At 37.2% G+C, this 15,618-nt stretch carries 5 protein-coding genes and 1 pseudogene; 5 read left to right on the top strand and 1 reads right to left on the bottom strand.

Annotated elements, in window-relative coordinates; all coding sequences use genetic code 11:
• Positions 1–124: 124 nt before the first annotated feature.
• The 4 genes from glmS (at position 125) to HBA_RS00720 (ending at position 10,098) form a co-directional block, all read left to right on the top strand.
• Entirely contained in the window at positions 125–1,957 is a 1,833-nt protein-coding gene (glmS, locus tag HBA_RS00735) for a glutamine--fructose-6-phosphate transaminase (isomerizing) (protein WP_097032152.1), read from the top strand.
• 1,449 nt (positions 1,958–3,406) lie between these two features.
• Entirely contained in the window at positions 3,407–4,408 is a 1,002-nt protein-coding gene (gene dusA, locus HBA_RS00730) for a tRNA dihydrouridine(20/20a) synthase DusA (RefSeq protein WP_457920947.1), read from the top strand.
• 2,964 nt (positions 4,409–7,372) lie between these two features.
• On the top strand, positions 7,373–8,767 hold the full coding sequence (gene dnaB / locus HBA_RS00725; protein WP_097032150.1) for a replicative DNA helicase: 1,395 nt from the start codon (positions 7,373–7,375) through the stop codon (positions 8,765–8,767).
• A 134-nt stretch (positions 8,768–8,901) separates the two neighbouring features.
• The gene (locus HBA_RS00720; protein WP_097032149.1) at positions 8,902–10,098 is read left to right on the top strand and encodes an amino acid aminotransferase; all 1,197 of its coding nucleotides are present in this window, start codon (positions 8,902–8,904) and stop codon (positions 10,096–10,098) included.
• A gap of 750 nt (positions 10,099–10,848) precedes the next feature.
• On the opposite strand, the pseudogene uvrA reads toward HBA_RS00720, so the two are convergent.
• A pseudogene (uvrA, locus tag HBA_RS00715) lies at positions 10,849–13,619 on the bottom strand (excinuclease ABC subunit UvrA).
• A 234-nt stretch (positions 13,620–13,853) separates the two neighbouring features.
• Between uvrA and HBA_RS00710 the strand changes: the two are divergent.
• On the top strand, positions 13,854–14,384 hold the full coding sequence (locus HBA_RS00710; protein ID WP_097032148.1) for a single-stranded DNA-binding protein: 531 nt from the start codon (positions 13,854–13,856) through the stop codon (positions 14,382–14,384).
• The last annotated feature ends 1,234 nt before the right edge of the window (positions 14,385–15,618 follow it).

The following is a 15,618-nucleotide window of genomic DNA, read 5'->3' as shown; positions in this document are numbered from 1 at the left end:
TGTGCGTCACGCCATACAGAAAAGAATCCTTCAAAACCATTAACGTTTAACTAGTGCTGATAAGGTCGGATTTTGTGCTGGCTAATTATGGTGATTGCTACTAGTTTAATTAGGAATAACCGAGATGTGTGGAATAGTAGGAGCGGTTGCGCAGCGTGATATTAACGAGATCTTGTTGAAGGGATTACGTCGTCTTGAATATCGTGGATATGATTCTTCTGGTCTAGCAGTAGTGGATAAGTATGGTCATTTAAAGCTCTTGCGCCGGGTGGGTAAAGTCAGTGTATTGATCGACGCAGCACAGCAGTATGATCTAACTGGTAACATTGGTATTGCTCATACGCGCTGGGCAACTCATGGCAAGCCAACCGAAAATAATGCTCACCCTCATGTTTCGGGACACATCGTAGTTGTTCATAACGGCATGATAGAAAATCATGAACCACTTCGAGAAAAACTGCGTGAACACGGTTATACTTTCGTTACGCAAACTGACACGGAAGTAATTGCGCATTTGGTGCATTGGGAGCAGTGCCAGCATAGCGGCGCGTTCTTTGAGGTTATACAGCGGGTAGTTAACGTGTTGCGTGGCGCTTACGGAATAGTGATTATGGATATCCGCAATCCCGGTGTGCTGGCGGCAGCGCGCTCTGGTAGTTCTCTAGTAATTGGTCTCGGGATCGGCGAGAATTTTTTAGCGTCTGATCAATTGGCACTGCTGCCAGTTACTCGCCGTTTTATTTTCCTAGAAGAGGGTGATGTTTCTGAAATTACCTGTTGTACCGTACGGGTATGGAATCAAGCGGGCAATAGTGTAAAAAGGGAGGAAATAATATCACAGGTAAAATACGATGCGATTGATAAAGGATTGTATCGTCACTATATGCAAAAAGAAATTTTTGAACAGCCTCAGGCTATCAAAAATACGATAGCCGGTCGCGTCAATCATGGAGAAGTTATACTGTCTGAATTGGGCTTTGGCGCCGATGCACTATTACTCCAGGTTCAGCACGTGCAAATTATTGCCTGTGGCAGCTCTTACCACTCAGCTATGGTAGCCCGCTACTGGTTCGAAGCAATGGCCGAAGTATCTTGTGATGTAGAAATTGCCTCTGAGTTTCGATATCGTAAACCTACGATGCGACCAGGTAGTCTTTTTATTACCGTCTCTCAGTCCGGAGAGACTGCTGATACCCTATCTGCGCTACGGTTGTCAAAAGCTATTGGCTATCATAGTTCACTTACTATCTGTAATGTTGAGAGTTCTTCACTAGTGCGCGAATCGGATATGGCGCTGATGACTCGGTCTGGCGCTGAAATCAGCGTAGCTTCTACTAAATCTTTTACAGCCCAACTAACGGTTCTGTTAATGTTAGTAGCACATATTGGCCGCCTTCGTGGTAGGTGCAAGAGAATAGAGGAAAGTATCGTGCATGCTCTGCAGACATTGCCAAGCAGTATCGAGCAGGTTTTGTCGCTGGATCAACTAATTAAAACGGTAGCTGAGGAATTCTTAGATAAAAAGCATGCACTATTTTTGGGTCGCGGCGATCTTTACCCTATTGCTATGGAGGCAGCGCTAAAGCTGAAAGAAATCTCTTATATTCACGCTGAAGCCTATGCTGCGGGAGAAATGAAGCATGGACCGCTGGCTCTGATTGATGCCCATATGCCGGTTATTGTCATTGCACCTAATAATCAACTTTTAGAAAAATTAAAGTCTAATATTGAAGAAGTTAAAGTTCGTGGGGGATTATTATATATTTTTACGGAGAAAGATACTGTTTTTACTGCAAGTAAAAACATGAAAATTATTCGACTGACGCAGGTAGAACAGATTGTGGCACCTATTTTCTATGCTGTGTCGATGCAATTACTTGCTTATCATGTCTCCCTGATCAAAGGGACCAATGTCGATCATCCGCGTAATCTGGCTAAAGCAGTAACGGTGGAATAACTTTATTGCGGGTGTTCTATTCTGTTTTGACTGTTTTCGTTTCTTTTTTTATTAAATTAAGATAAAATCTAGTTTTTATGGTTATACCTGTTGCTCAGTAAAAATTAAAATGCAGGCTAACTGCATCATTTTCTTTATTACTAGTATAATACGCTTCATGGGTTCATGAATTCATGAAACATTTGTTACATAGCAAATATTACGTTAAACTGATTATATTCTATTACTTTTAGCAAAGTATAACTTATATATAAATAAATTATTAATTAAAAGTTAATGCTTAAATACCGATTTGCTAAATTTCTGCTTTAATTGTACTAAACACTTAACTTTTTACTTTCGTCGATCATTAATTAGAAGCAATAGGTAGGTTGCTAACTGTATAAATAATAAGAAATTAATGATTTATTTATTAACGTATAGTAATAATGCTCGTAGCAGTAAAGTATTATAGCAGATATTAATATTGTTAATATAAATATCTGTTAACAATAACTTGTGTAATACTGCTGATGCATTATGTTAATAACAAGACAAATATATTATTTAACCTGCAATTTTATCGCCACAACAAAGGCATTATCGTTTGGCTAATAATTAGATCGTATGATTTGCTCTCACGTTATTATTTATAATAATTTAGTTAATATATCTAATATTAATTAACTATTTATAATTATAAAATTACTAAATAAAATACACATATGTAAGTTTTATAATTAATAGTATACCTTAGTGTTTAGCCCTGAGAAACACAGTCAAGCATGGTTAACACTTAATATTTTGATGTAATAGCTTAGTTTTTATAAATTCATCTTTTCGATAGTTAAATGTTTTACTATAAGTAAATTAAAATATGATTATATTAGCATGCGCTAGTATAGCGATGAATAGTTAACTCACTCATGTTAATATTTTCTTATATAATATATTACATCAATACTAACTGTATGATAACACTTATCTGTATAGTTTGATAAACAATTATAATATCTTTGTAATAAGTGATATGATAATTAATAAATATCTCATGAATTATTTTGATAACGTTATATTTTAATTAATCTCTTTTATTTAATGATTTGATTATACTAGTTTGTATTCGGAGGTAATATTTGTAGTAACTAGCAGTATTAATATAATTTTAAAACTTAATTTAGTTCTTTTAAGTCAAGAAAGCAGAAATCTTCTTGAATAAATTACAAGTTATTTTACTAAAGTTTTTATGCAGGAGTTTTGATTTTTTACTTTATTACTATCTATTACTTGCCTGATTAGCAATCAGTTTCTTTTATAAGAAAGAATAGCACTAACCTCTTTAGTATGTTAGAATATACTTAATACTTCCTCGTTATTGCCCCTAATGCTTATGCTTTGTGGGTAATGCGATTACCTGAACAGGTATATAAAATTTTAGTTATGGGCCAAAATCGCTTTAATAAAAATATTATGCCGTCCACTATAACTTCAGTAGGTTTGGTTTCATCTGCAACTGGCCGGTTCAGTGTTGCTCCAATGATAAACAAAACAGATCGTCATTGCCGATTTTTTATGCGGCAATTTAGTCGCCACGCGTTGCTTTACACAGAAATGGTGACTACTAATGCTTTATTACATGGGAAAGGCAATTACCTGGCCTATAGTGATGCAGAACACCCTTTGGCATTGCAACTGGCCGGAAATGAACGGAATGCTTTAGCGCGCTGCGCTAGAATGGCACAGGCGCACGGATATGATGAAGTCAATCTAAATGTAGGTTGTCCCTCTAATAAGGTAAAACACGGTCGTTTCGGTGCCTGTTTAATGGCTGATAAAGATCGCATAGCGTCATGTATTGCCGCTATGCGCGAGGCTGCATCGTTGCCGATAACTGTAAAAACCCGCATTGGTATCGATGAGCAAGACAGCTATCTGTTTCTATGTGACTTTATCGATTCCGTATCTACTAGTGGCGGCTGTAAAACGTTCATAATTCATGCCAGAAAAGCTTGGCTTAACGGCTTAAACCCAAAAAAGAACCGCGAAATTCCACCGCTAGATTATGAGCGTGTGTATCAGCTAAAACGAGATTTTTCATCGCTTAATATAATAATAAATGGTGGGATCACTACTTTAAACTCGGCTAAAGTGCATTTACAGCAGATTGACGGGGTTATGATAGGACGCGAAGCCTATTATAACCCAGGTATTTTATCTCTGGTTGACAGCGAGTTGTTTGACGATACGGATCCTTTGCCGAATAGGGAGGCAGTGATTGATGTAATGTTGCCTTATATAGAGCAGGAGTTATCTCACGGAACAATCCTTGGTGATATAACCCGCCATATGCTTGGGTTATTTCATGGGGTACCGGGCGCCAGGCGGTGGCGTCGTTATTTAAGCGAGTCAGCACAGCGTCCAGGCACTGGTGCTGATGTGTTGATTAAAGCGCTATCCTGCATGCAGAATTAACAATAAGTTATTGGTGTTAATGTTTTCAACAGCTCATGGTCACATATAGTGTGATAGTTTTATTGGTCAACTAACACAAATAGTGTGTTACGCTATCTATATGCGCCTTATAGGCATTTTCCATCGTACGCTTTGATAAATAAAATTTAGGTGCTTTGTACTGCTCATGTTTTTACATAACATGATAGAGTGCATCTAGTAAACTTTTGGTAAAATTAGTTTTAGCTGATAAAATAAAAAAGTAACTTAGTTTTTTTTCACATATCTGTTTTGCAGCTAAATGTTCTGAACCTTATCAGCATAAAATTAAATTAGAATGAATTTCTAATAATATTATCGTTAAATAAGTATCGACAAAACTTTAAATATTTTGCTGTGTGTGCTACAGTGAACGTGTTATATAATAATATATAACGTAACAACTAACAACGGTAATATAATACTAATCCAGATTATCTTAATTATCTGAAGGCGGTAATTCATATTGGTATACTATTAAGTATATTACATAAGTTTTTATTTTTCTTGATACTTTACTACAAGCAGTTTACTATAAACAGCTATAAGTATAGCATTAACTCATTTAGATTATTAATGGAATAATCATCAATATAGTCACCTATAAATTAACGTAACATTTAGTCATAAACTGAGTATTTTTTTGTTTGCATGTTAGATAAATAAAACATCTTCTTGAGAAAGAACCGTTATCAAGAATAAAATAAACAAACTGTAAATTACAAACTAGTAATAATCTCTAATATTGATTAGATAAATTATTGTATTGCCTAATAGGTAATGTTTTACAATTAAAGAATAAAATCAATAAATATTAGCGTTATTAAGTAAATGCATACTAAAAATTAAGTATTAATTTTCCAAGTAAGTATATATTAAAATAAATATTAATCTTGATTAATTAATCAACACATAGCATTAGCTTGCAAAAGATATTTTAAGATAGTCTTAAGAAGATTAAATGATATCAAATTAATAATAAAACCACATTTATGCAGCATATATTACCCTAAGGTGTAATATTATCTTTAATAAAGGTTAAAGCAGCGCCTAAATCAAGCAACTAGATCATAAAACAATTAAATACGTTAGTAACAATGTTAATAAGTCTTATAAGTAACATGCACAGTAGATTTATATATCGATGATATTGTGTTGTAGCAGTAAATTAATACATAAGCGCTGCTCTGATTATTAACGTTAATTTAGTTTAGTACAAATTTTTAATAACGGTGAGCATTATAAAGTTGCTACATGTGATAATGCAAAATATTGTCAAGAAATCAGAATGATACAATAATTCATTGTATTATCAATACATATCGACTGCTCTCTAAAATACATATTGGTATACCAATATAATTAGTCACCGCCAAAGATACTAAATATGTCTAGTGATATTTGTGGGGGCGACCTGTAAAATACCGCGAAGCTTTAAACGTATCTATCTATGTGTAATGTATTTATTTGTACTATCAAAATTATATAATATACATTAATATGTTGATAAATTATCTTCAAGAAGATATCGTATGAATCTCTTTTAATAAAAGATGCTGGGAGCACGCATAAGTATGCGGTGTTTTTGTATGCGCAAAATACTCATTTATATCAAATAGATGAGTAGCTTTAACTTTATGCTAGAGATCGCTTAATGATAGCTACCTTTGATAGCTTTTTAATTACGTAAAACTACGTGGCAATATACGCCCCGCTATGTTCTACATCACCCACGGCTCTTATGCGATTAGTTAAGCTTAAAGGTTTTACATCACTGGCGGTGTATTTAGCGCACGCTTTTTGATACGGTTAAGGCTTTATCCTTCATGGGGTAGTCATCTCTTCAACAGAGAATATCGCACGTGGTTTTAGTCTGCAGCACTATGCTGCAGTGTGGGGAGTATACCATAAGCGATGGCTTTTCACTATCCGGTAGTGTAGCAGAAAATAAAGTAACAATGTTTTACAGTTAGAGCGAATAACAGTATGCTTATTTTGATGCCGCGCATGAAGCGTAGTTTTATCTATTTCGCGACTATCGCTTGCATGTTTCACACAAATAGCTTTCAGGGGACAGACTTTTAATCTTGCAATAGATACTAATAATAGTTCATTTAAGCGGCACGACTATGGATTACCTAATACTTTTGTGCAAATCGCCATCTCTGTAAGGTATCCATCGGATAATTTAGATAGTTCGCACACGTTTTAACTTTTGGCATGTCGGAAATAGCGGTGCCTAAGATTAATGATGGTATTAGTGTGATCACACGGGTTGTGCATATGCATTTATTTGTTATAGCCAGATAGTGAAGATTTATCTCGTAATCTTTAAAATAATGGCTAATGCGCATTGAAGACTAATGATTATGACATGTCAGTACTTTTAGTAGATTGTATAAGAGGAGGGGGCACGGCATACTTCTCATGTACCTTATAAAGGGCTTCTCAGAGCTAATATGTCCACTCTATATATTAAGAGTGTTGATTCCTCCATTGATATCGTTCTTGTTCAGATCCGCGTTTAGTAACAAATTAAACTATTTTCTTACTCGAGGATCACCCAAGTGAAATGTACTTTTTCGCCAAAATATCATGCACTCTTACATAAGATCCCTAAAAAGAGTGGGTATGTTCTACTTGTTCATAAGATAGAAGAGCCATACGTGTGAATTCGCTTAATTTGGATAGATTTTTGCTTACTTATACACACGTAGGGTATTGAAATCCTCCTAGTGTAAGATCCAATTTTATTATTTTCAGTTCGCCATTAGCAGCATAAGATATAATCTTAGCCCATTATGTTACCTCTAATTGAGATATTTTTAGAATCGCAAGTTTTGTTATATGTTTAACACAGCGCATAGGATATCGAACAGAGAGAAGATAAAATACACATTTATCCCAAATATTGTATAGGGAAAATACTTTTTTACATCAAAAAAAATGACTAACAAAACAAATTTTTCCCGCGATCGACAAGTTGAAAAGCTGAAGATTCCCCCCCATTCGCTAGAAGCGGAGCAATCGGTGCTGGGCGGGTTAATGTTGGATAATGCACGCTGGGACAATGTCGCTGAACGGTTGACTAGCAATGATTTCTTTCATCGTCAGCACCGTCTAATTTTTATCGAAATGCAGAGTTTATTAGAGTTGGGTAAGCCTATTGATTTGATCACTCTTTCAGAATCTTTAGAACAAAAAAAGGGACTAAATATTGTTGGTGGTTTCGCTTATTTAGCAGAGCTATCAAAAAATACTCCTAGTGCTGCTAATATCTCAGCTTATGCTGAGATTGTGCGCGAACGGGCCATAGTGCGTGAAATGATTGCTGTCGCCCATGAAATTGCCGATGCCGGTTACGATCCTCAGGGACGTAGCAGCGATGATCTCTTGGATCTTGCGGAGTCACGGGTATTCCAGATAGCTGAGAACCGTGCCAGTAAAGATGAAGGCCCGAAGAGCATTGATCGTATTTTAGAAGACACGGTAGCTCGCATCGAACAGTTCTACCAGAAACCGCACAATGGTATTACCGGGGTTTCTAGCGGATATCTAGATCTGGATAAAAAAACAGCTGGATTGCAAAAATCAGATTTGATTATTATCGCGGCTCGTCCGTCTATGGGGAAAACCACTTTTGCCATGAACCTCTGCGAAAATGCCGCGATGACCGAAGACAAACCAGTGTTAATTTTTAGCCTTGAGATGCCAGGAGAGCAAATCATGATGCGTATGCTTGCGTCGCTGTCTCGCGTCGATCAAACCCGAATTCGTACTGGCCAACTAGCCGATGAGGATTGGGCACGTATTTCCAGTAGTATGGGGATTTTGCTAGAAAAACGTAACATGTATATCGATGACTCGTCAGGATTAACTCCGACAGATATACGATCGCGGGCGCGTCGGGTATTTCGCGAACATGATGGATTGAGCTTAATTATGATCGACTATCTTCAATTAATGCGAGTCCCGGCGCTGTACGATAATCGTACTTTAGAAATCGCGGAAATTTCTCGGTCGCTAAAGTCGTTAGCTAAAGAGCTCCAGGTGCCTGTAGTGGCATTATCGCAGTTGAATAGAGGCCTGGAACAACGGTCTGACAAGCGTCCCGTAAATTCTGATCTGCGAGAATCCGGCTCAATCGAGCAGGATGCCGACTTGATTATGTTTATATATCGCGATGAGGTTTATCATGAAAATAGTGAGATGAAGGGAATAGCTGAAATTATTCTTGGCAAGCAGCGTAACGGTCCTATTGGTACCGTAAGATTAACTTTTAACGGGTCATGGTCACGATTCGATAATTATGCTGGCCCGTTGTACTATGACAACGAATGATAAACATCTCATTATTTATCACGTTCTTAATTGTAACTCTATTTTATTAATAGTAATGGCTAATAAATTTTCTTTATTTGGTATTGTAACCAGGAGTGCAAACAGTGCACCAACTGATCTAGGAGAGTTGTACTGTGTTTCAACATGTTGATGTTTATGCAGGAGATCCCATACTTACGCTAATGGAAACATATAAACAGGACCCTCGTCCTGATAAGGTCAATTTAAGCATAGGACTTTATTACAATGAACAGGCAATTATTCCTCAGCTGCGTGCTGTAGCTGAGGCGCAGTCCATAATGTTCGCTAAACCGGTTCTAAGATCATCTTCTTATCTGCCGATGGCAGGGTTATCGAGCTACCGTAGCGCTACCCAGACACTGCTGTTTGGGGAAGATCATCCGATGCTTCATGCGTTACGTATCGTTACTATTCAAACCTTGGGCGGGTCAGGAGCATTAAAAGTTGGTGCCGATTTCCTTAAGTGTTACTTTCCAGATTCTCAGGTCTGGGTCAGCGACCCGACATGGGAAAACCACGTGGCCATTTTTTCTGGTGCCGGATTTATAGTTAATCGCTATCCTTATTTAAATGATAATAAACTAGGTGTTAATTTTGATGCGATGTTGGCCTGCTTACAGAAATTGCCACGGAGTAGTATCGTGCTACTGCATCCATGTTGCCATAACCCAACCGGCTCAGATCTGACTCGATCAGAATGGAGTAAGATCATTTATGTAATGACGGAACGTCAGCTTATTCCTTTCTTAGATATTGCCTATCAGGGGTTTGGTGATGGTTTGGATGAAGATGCTTATCAGGTACGAAAAATAGCTCAACTGGGATTACCTTTACTAGTTAGCCATTCTTTTTCAAAAATTTTTTCTCTTTATAGCGAACGAGTTGGTGATCTATCAATTGTCTGCGGGAGCACAATTGAAGCCGAGCGTGTGCTGGGCCAGTTAAAGGCTATAGTACGCCGCAATTACTCTAGTCCCCCAAACTTTGGCGCTCAAGTGGTGGCACAGGTATTGAATAAACCGGTATTGAATGCCTTGTGGCGTGAAGAAGTAGCAGAGATGCGCCTGCGTATTCTGGCAATGCGCAGGAGCCTAGTTGAGGCACTGAAGGTTGCGTTACCCGAATATAAATTCGATCATTTTTTATGTCAGCGGGGCATGTTTAGCTATACGGGCCTCAGTTCGGAGCAAATTACACATTTACGAGAAGTATATGGTGTATACTTAATTGATAATGGCAGGATCTGTATAGCTGGTCTAAATACTACTAATGTCGGTAAGGTAGCCAAAGCTTTTGCGGCAGTAAAGTAAGGCACGTCCAGTGTTCTTCTGCTTTGTATTATCCATACATATAAAGAGGGATAACAAATAAGCAGATAGGTATGATTAATAAATCACAATACAGAAAGTTTGACTGTACATCTTGCTTTTAGTCACCGATGAAAGATTTGTCTAATTTATGCCACTAATCTTTAGCAGTAGTAGACTACTTTTTTCTTAACGATCAATAAAATTACAATTACCACGTCAAAAACGATCTTGGCAACTATTCTTATATTGGTTAACGTTACTTGCACCCATACTAAACATGGTTATTAAGGAATAGATGACATACCGACACATATCAATTATTTTATGTTATGCATTTTACTGCAACTGCTTGTTAATTATAGGTAAATGCGTGTGGTCAATTTAGGTTTGTTATCTTTATTTACTGTATGACAGTAATATTGGGTGAGCATGCATTACTGAATATGTATTATAAAAGTGGGCAAAAGAGAAAATATACTATTTTCCATTAACTATGTATCGTAGACAGTCAATCGGTACTTTTGCTAAGCCGCACAGACTGCTGTACTATGCCTGTGCATTGCGGCATCACAACCTGCAATGTTGGTGGTATCTGGTTAGTGGCTTTAATATAGCTCAACATTTTGTGTCATGAAGACGATATTTCTGATCATGACTCATCTTTTGCAATGAACAGCAGGGCATAAACAAAAAAATACAAGTGCACTCGACAAGAGCGCACTTGTATTAAGACCCCTAAAAATGTTCAACTTATGTCTCAATATGGGTACATAACAGGAAGTGAGCTGTATAAAAGACTTTGCAAGTTGACACCGGTTTTGGTGTGTCGGCGAACTAGGATTTCCCCGCCGTCAGGACCGCCTTCAGGGTTAAGATCGACGATTCAATCGGTATTTTGATTATATTTAAATTGTGTTCAATAATCACGATAATATTGCCACGATCTATCAGCTGATGTAATATCGCTAGCAATTACTTTAATTTCGGCGAAATGCATCCGGTTGTTTCATGCATTTAGTATATAAAGCGTTTGGCAAGAGCTACACTTAGACAATTTCCGAGCCAACTTTAACCAGCTAGGTCTAGCCGCCAGGAAGAGTAGTGGCGTATTGATCTAGTCTTAGATAAGACAGACCGACATCTATTAGCATTGAAAAGTTTGCGTGCTAGAAGAGGGATAGTTTCGAAAATGTGCGCACTTCTTCAATAGTCATCTCCAGCACCTAATGAATATTTTTATATTTGATTTTAGTGGGTTGCGATTATAGCGCTTTCTCTTGCAGTGATCGCAAGAATGGGACATAAACATTTGGAAAAATGCATTTCTACTTTCATAACACCGTTGACCTGACAAAATTCTCAGTGCCCTACTGCGCATATTGAAGTTAAAACAGCTAAGTGTATAACAACGGGCGCGAGATTTCGGTACGCAAGCAATAACTCGCGCACTTGCTTAAACACGCCAGTGTAGGTGGCAGGATTGGATAGGGAGTGTCTTGTCGATAGGACTCTGATCGGATAGTAATAGCCTTATTAAAATATTCTAACCTCTGTACGTTTTGATAGGGTGCCACTTCGGTTAAGACATCATTGTTAAGCTGACACTTTGCGGCTAGGAGTAGAGTATCGCTTGATAAGCGTAGATTTACCCGGGCCGGAAACATCGGTTATACAAATAAATGGCTCTTACAGGTAGAGTCAGTTTTACATCTTTGAGATTATTGCTGCGCGTGTTGATCAGCTTCAATACTTCAGGCATGGTCTACCGGAATGCGCCCCTTCAGGATGGCAATTTCCTGCTTTCCGCTGAATAGCTGGCCGGTTATTGACGCCGAGTGAACCCATAAATCTCCTCGCGGCGGGTGCCTGGGGCCAAAAACCTTACTGCTGTGTATTCCGGCTCCAGGTCGATGTCTATAATATCATGAGCTGCTCGAATAGAAGCATTGTCATGCTCTACCACTATAACATTACTGTTAAGATAACACAGATGTGTACTAGAATTTCCAGCAATGGCTTTTTATCACGTTGATGCAACCCGGATGGATAATTCTATTTAGCACATACATCAATCCTACCGAGCCGTCACCAACCTGCCTGGCTAGACGACGGATACGCTTTGTTTTGCCGCCAGACAATGTTTTTGTAGAACGAAATATGGAGATTTATTTTCAAACCTACGTTGACTAAGAATTTCATTCGGTTTTGGATTTATTTTAGTATTTTCAGGGATCTCAACGTGCTGACCGCTGAGTTTCATATTTTCGAAGAACGCGAATGCACGTTTGATGTTTATGTCAGAAATTTTAGTATAGCAGTGCGTTTCACAAAGACATGCCTTACTTTTGCGCTATAGTCTGGTACCGCTACAGGTAGTGCAGGAGTAGGTTCTCATATATTTTATCAGTTTTTTCCGTATCGCGCTGGAATCTGTTTTCTTATAGTAGCGCTTCATGTGCAGCATTACTTTTTCAAACGGATGTCTCTACAAGGAGATATGGTCGCGATTATTAAGAAACTTAAACACAATATTGACCGTTCTAGATCCGAATAGAATTTTTTTGCTAAACAATCGGTTTAATATCATGAAATGGCGCCTCGATGTCGAATTTATAGTGTTAGGCTACCGAGCACAGCATCTAGAAATAATGAAAGTTGTGTCGATCCTAATCGGTAATAGCACCATTGGTTAGGGAGATGTACTGATTTTTCAATACTCGATCTAGAACAAAATACTGTTAGATACCTATCCCATAGCAGGCAGGGCAAGCGCGGTTAGCAGAAAATAGTAGTTTTTCTACTTTTTAGGCTCCCGTATCGGCTACCACAGCTGTACTGCCACCGAGAGACGAAGTTGAGTTTTAAAGGATTCAACCAGCCGTTGTGCAAGATCCGCGCGCATTTTAAATGATCGCTCACTACTTTGATCTTATGTTTTTGTGCAGTTTAGTGTTGGTCAATTAGCCAAATCGCAGATGCTATCGTCGATACGCGCACGGACACACCAACTGCATCGCTAGATTTTTAGTATTTGACTATGCTTTCCCTTACGGTCTTTTATAATAGGGCAAGTAGTATCAACCATTTTCCTCCTGGGTACGGTAGCACATTATTTACAATTTGGCTAACAGTTTACGACGTTAGTGGCAAATTGTGATCCGGGCAGTAAGGTTCGCCACCGAGGACAAACAAAAAACGCACATAATCATAGAGTTCAGTTATTGTTCCTATCGTCTAGAGCGGATTGTGTGACTTAGGTTTTTGTTCAAGTAAAATCGTTGGCGACAACCCTTCAATGTGGTCTACGTCCAGCTTTTTCATCAAAGATAAAAATTACCTGTCATAAGCATAAAGTTACTTAATATACCAACGCTGCTTTTTAGCATATAGGGTATCGAAAAAAAAGATATGATTTAATGGAACTAGATACGTTAGTAATCACTATTAATTTATCTCTGGGTATAATTAAACTGATATTTTAGATTATGAGTACGGGCACCATAAACTTTAATCTTATTCATTCAACTTAATCCTAAGATTGTATGAATTAAGTTGGCTATGATAAGCACTAGTCATAAAAAACGGTTATGCGTGGTAGCTAACCATGAGACATAATAAACTAAATAAATATTCAATCATTATTCATAGAAATAATTTTCTATACGCAATCTAAATTTCTAAACATGTTTTTTAAGAGTTGTTATGGTAAGATTAACCGATTAAACTTAAGCATTTATCTTAATCAGGATAACCTAATGGCTAGCAGAGGAATTAATAAAGTAATTCTAGTAGGAAACCTGGGTCAGGATCCAGAGGTCCGTTATATGCCTAATGGTGGTGCGATAGCTAACATCACCCTTGCCACTTCTGAAAACTGGCGTGATAAGCAAACGGGCGAAAGTAAAGAAAAAACGGAATGGCACCGCGTAGTGCTGTTTGGCAAACTAGCCGAGGTGGCCGGTGAATATTTGCATAAGGGTTCCCAAGTGTATATCGAAGGATCACTGCAGACCCGTAAGTGGCAAGACCAAAGCGGACAGGTTCGTTACACTACCGAGATAGTAGTTAATATGGGCGGTACCATGCAAATGCTTGGTGGTCGCCATAGCAGTAGCGGGACGGGAGTTAACACTGGTGGTGTACAGCAGCAAGTCAGCTTGAAACAACCACAAACGTCGCAGGGTAATAACGCGCTAACCCCCAGTTGCAACGACCCTGCTCAGAATCCAGCATCGACACTTAACAACGAGCCATCGATAAACTTTGATGATGATATTCCTTTCTAAAATTGACCGTAGTTAATGCTGTTAAGCATTTTCTGTGAACTTTTTATAATTCAAAGCGTTTCGCTTTGAATTTAGCGGTAATAAAAAGAATGACAAATAAATTTAGAACATTTATCTAATATAATTAAAGTCTTAATTTTAGGTAGATACGTAATTAAGTGTATAGAACTAGTACATGAACTCTAAATAACAAGAAATAGTGCTGCTGAATAGCGGACTATTTCTAGCTACTTATATAAAGTAGAGTTCATCCTCTTTACCTCCAGAACAGTATTTGTACGCCTAGATGATTAAAGAGTAAATATTAAATATGAATATTACTATGGTTAGCTTAGTTACTATCATTACGTCAAAAAAATAATGAGAAAAATTTAATTTATTTATGTAAACAAACATCATGAATATAAATAAAGTAGAAGGTGTTGTTATTTATTTGCTTTATATTATATACAAAACAAGTACCTGATATATTTACTGTTATTTTGATTTTTTTTGTTATTATATAACTATTAAGAACTATCGATCTTAGTAAAGCATATTGTTACTAGCAGCTTGTAGTAATTAGCAAATATTGGCTCCATAAAGTAGTAGCTAGGAGTCGTTTATTTTAAAACCTACATTATATCACGGTAATCTGATGTTATTTTAGTATTTTGCTTTAAGAATCCTGCAATCTAGCATCTGTAAGATTCTTCTTCAGAAAGAAGACAAGTTACTTGTCTTTAACACTAATTTTATCTTTAGAAACTTGCCCTCTTCTTTATCAAAGTTTGATGTACTAGCACAAATACCTTTTGGTTTATGCTTAGCTGTAATATCTTAACATTATATAATTTGCTGGTACTTAAAGCTCTTTCACAACATTTGATAACAACATAGACAGCACATAATTTTTCAAAGATAACAAAATAGGTTGACTTCTGTGATTATGATTGGGCGGCTTATTAAGCACTTTGGCATTCTGAACAAAAATTAAGCTTACAGACCTAGGTGTAAAGTGTGTTTAGTTTAGATTTTTCTAAATAATCATCAGAACTACGGACGAGTTTTGTGGTAGCGTTGTACTTATAATTACAGCTATTTTATATTTTAAGCTTGTATATATAATGAGTAGTTGTCTTTATGTTTATTTTTTATCATACTGAATGTTAATTAAAAGCAATTACGACCCTGACATAAGGTAATGAGTGTTATATATTTTGTGCATATTTTGCGTCAAGTTTACATGTCGCAT

Origin of the sequence: Sodalis endosymbiont of Henestaris halophilus, from assembly GCF_900161835.1 — a bacterium.
In the GTDB taxonomy this organism is placed as follows: domain Bacteria; phylum Pseudomonadota; class Gammaproteobacteria; order Enterobacterales; family Enterobacteriaceae.
The sequence above is the reverse complement of the archived record's forward strand: the minus strand, read 5'-3'. Positions and strand labels throughout refer to the sequence as shown.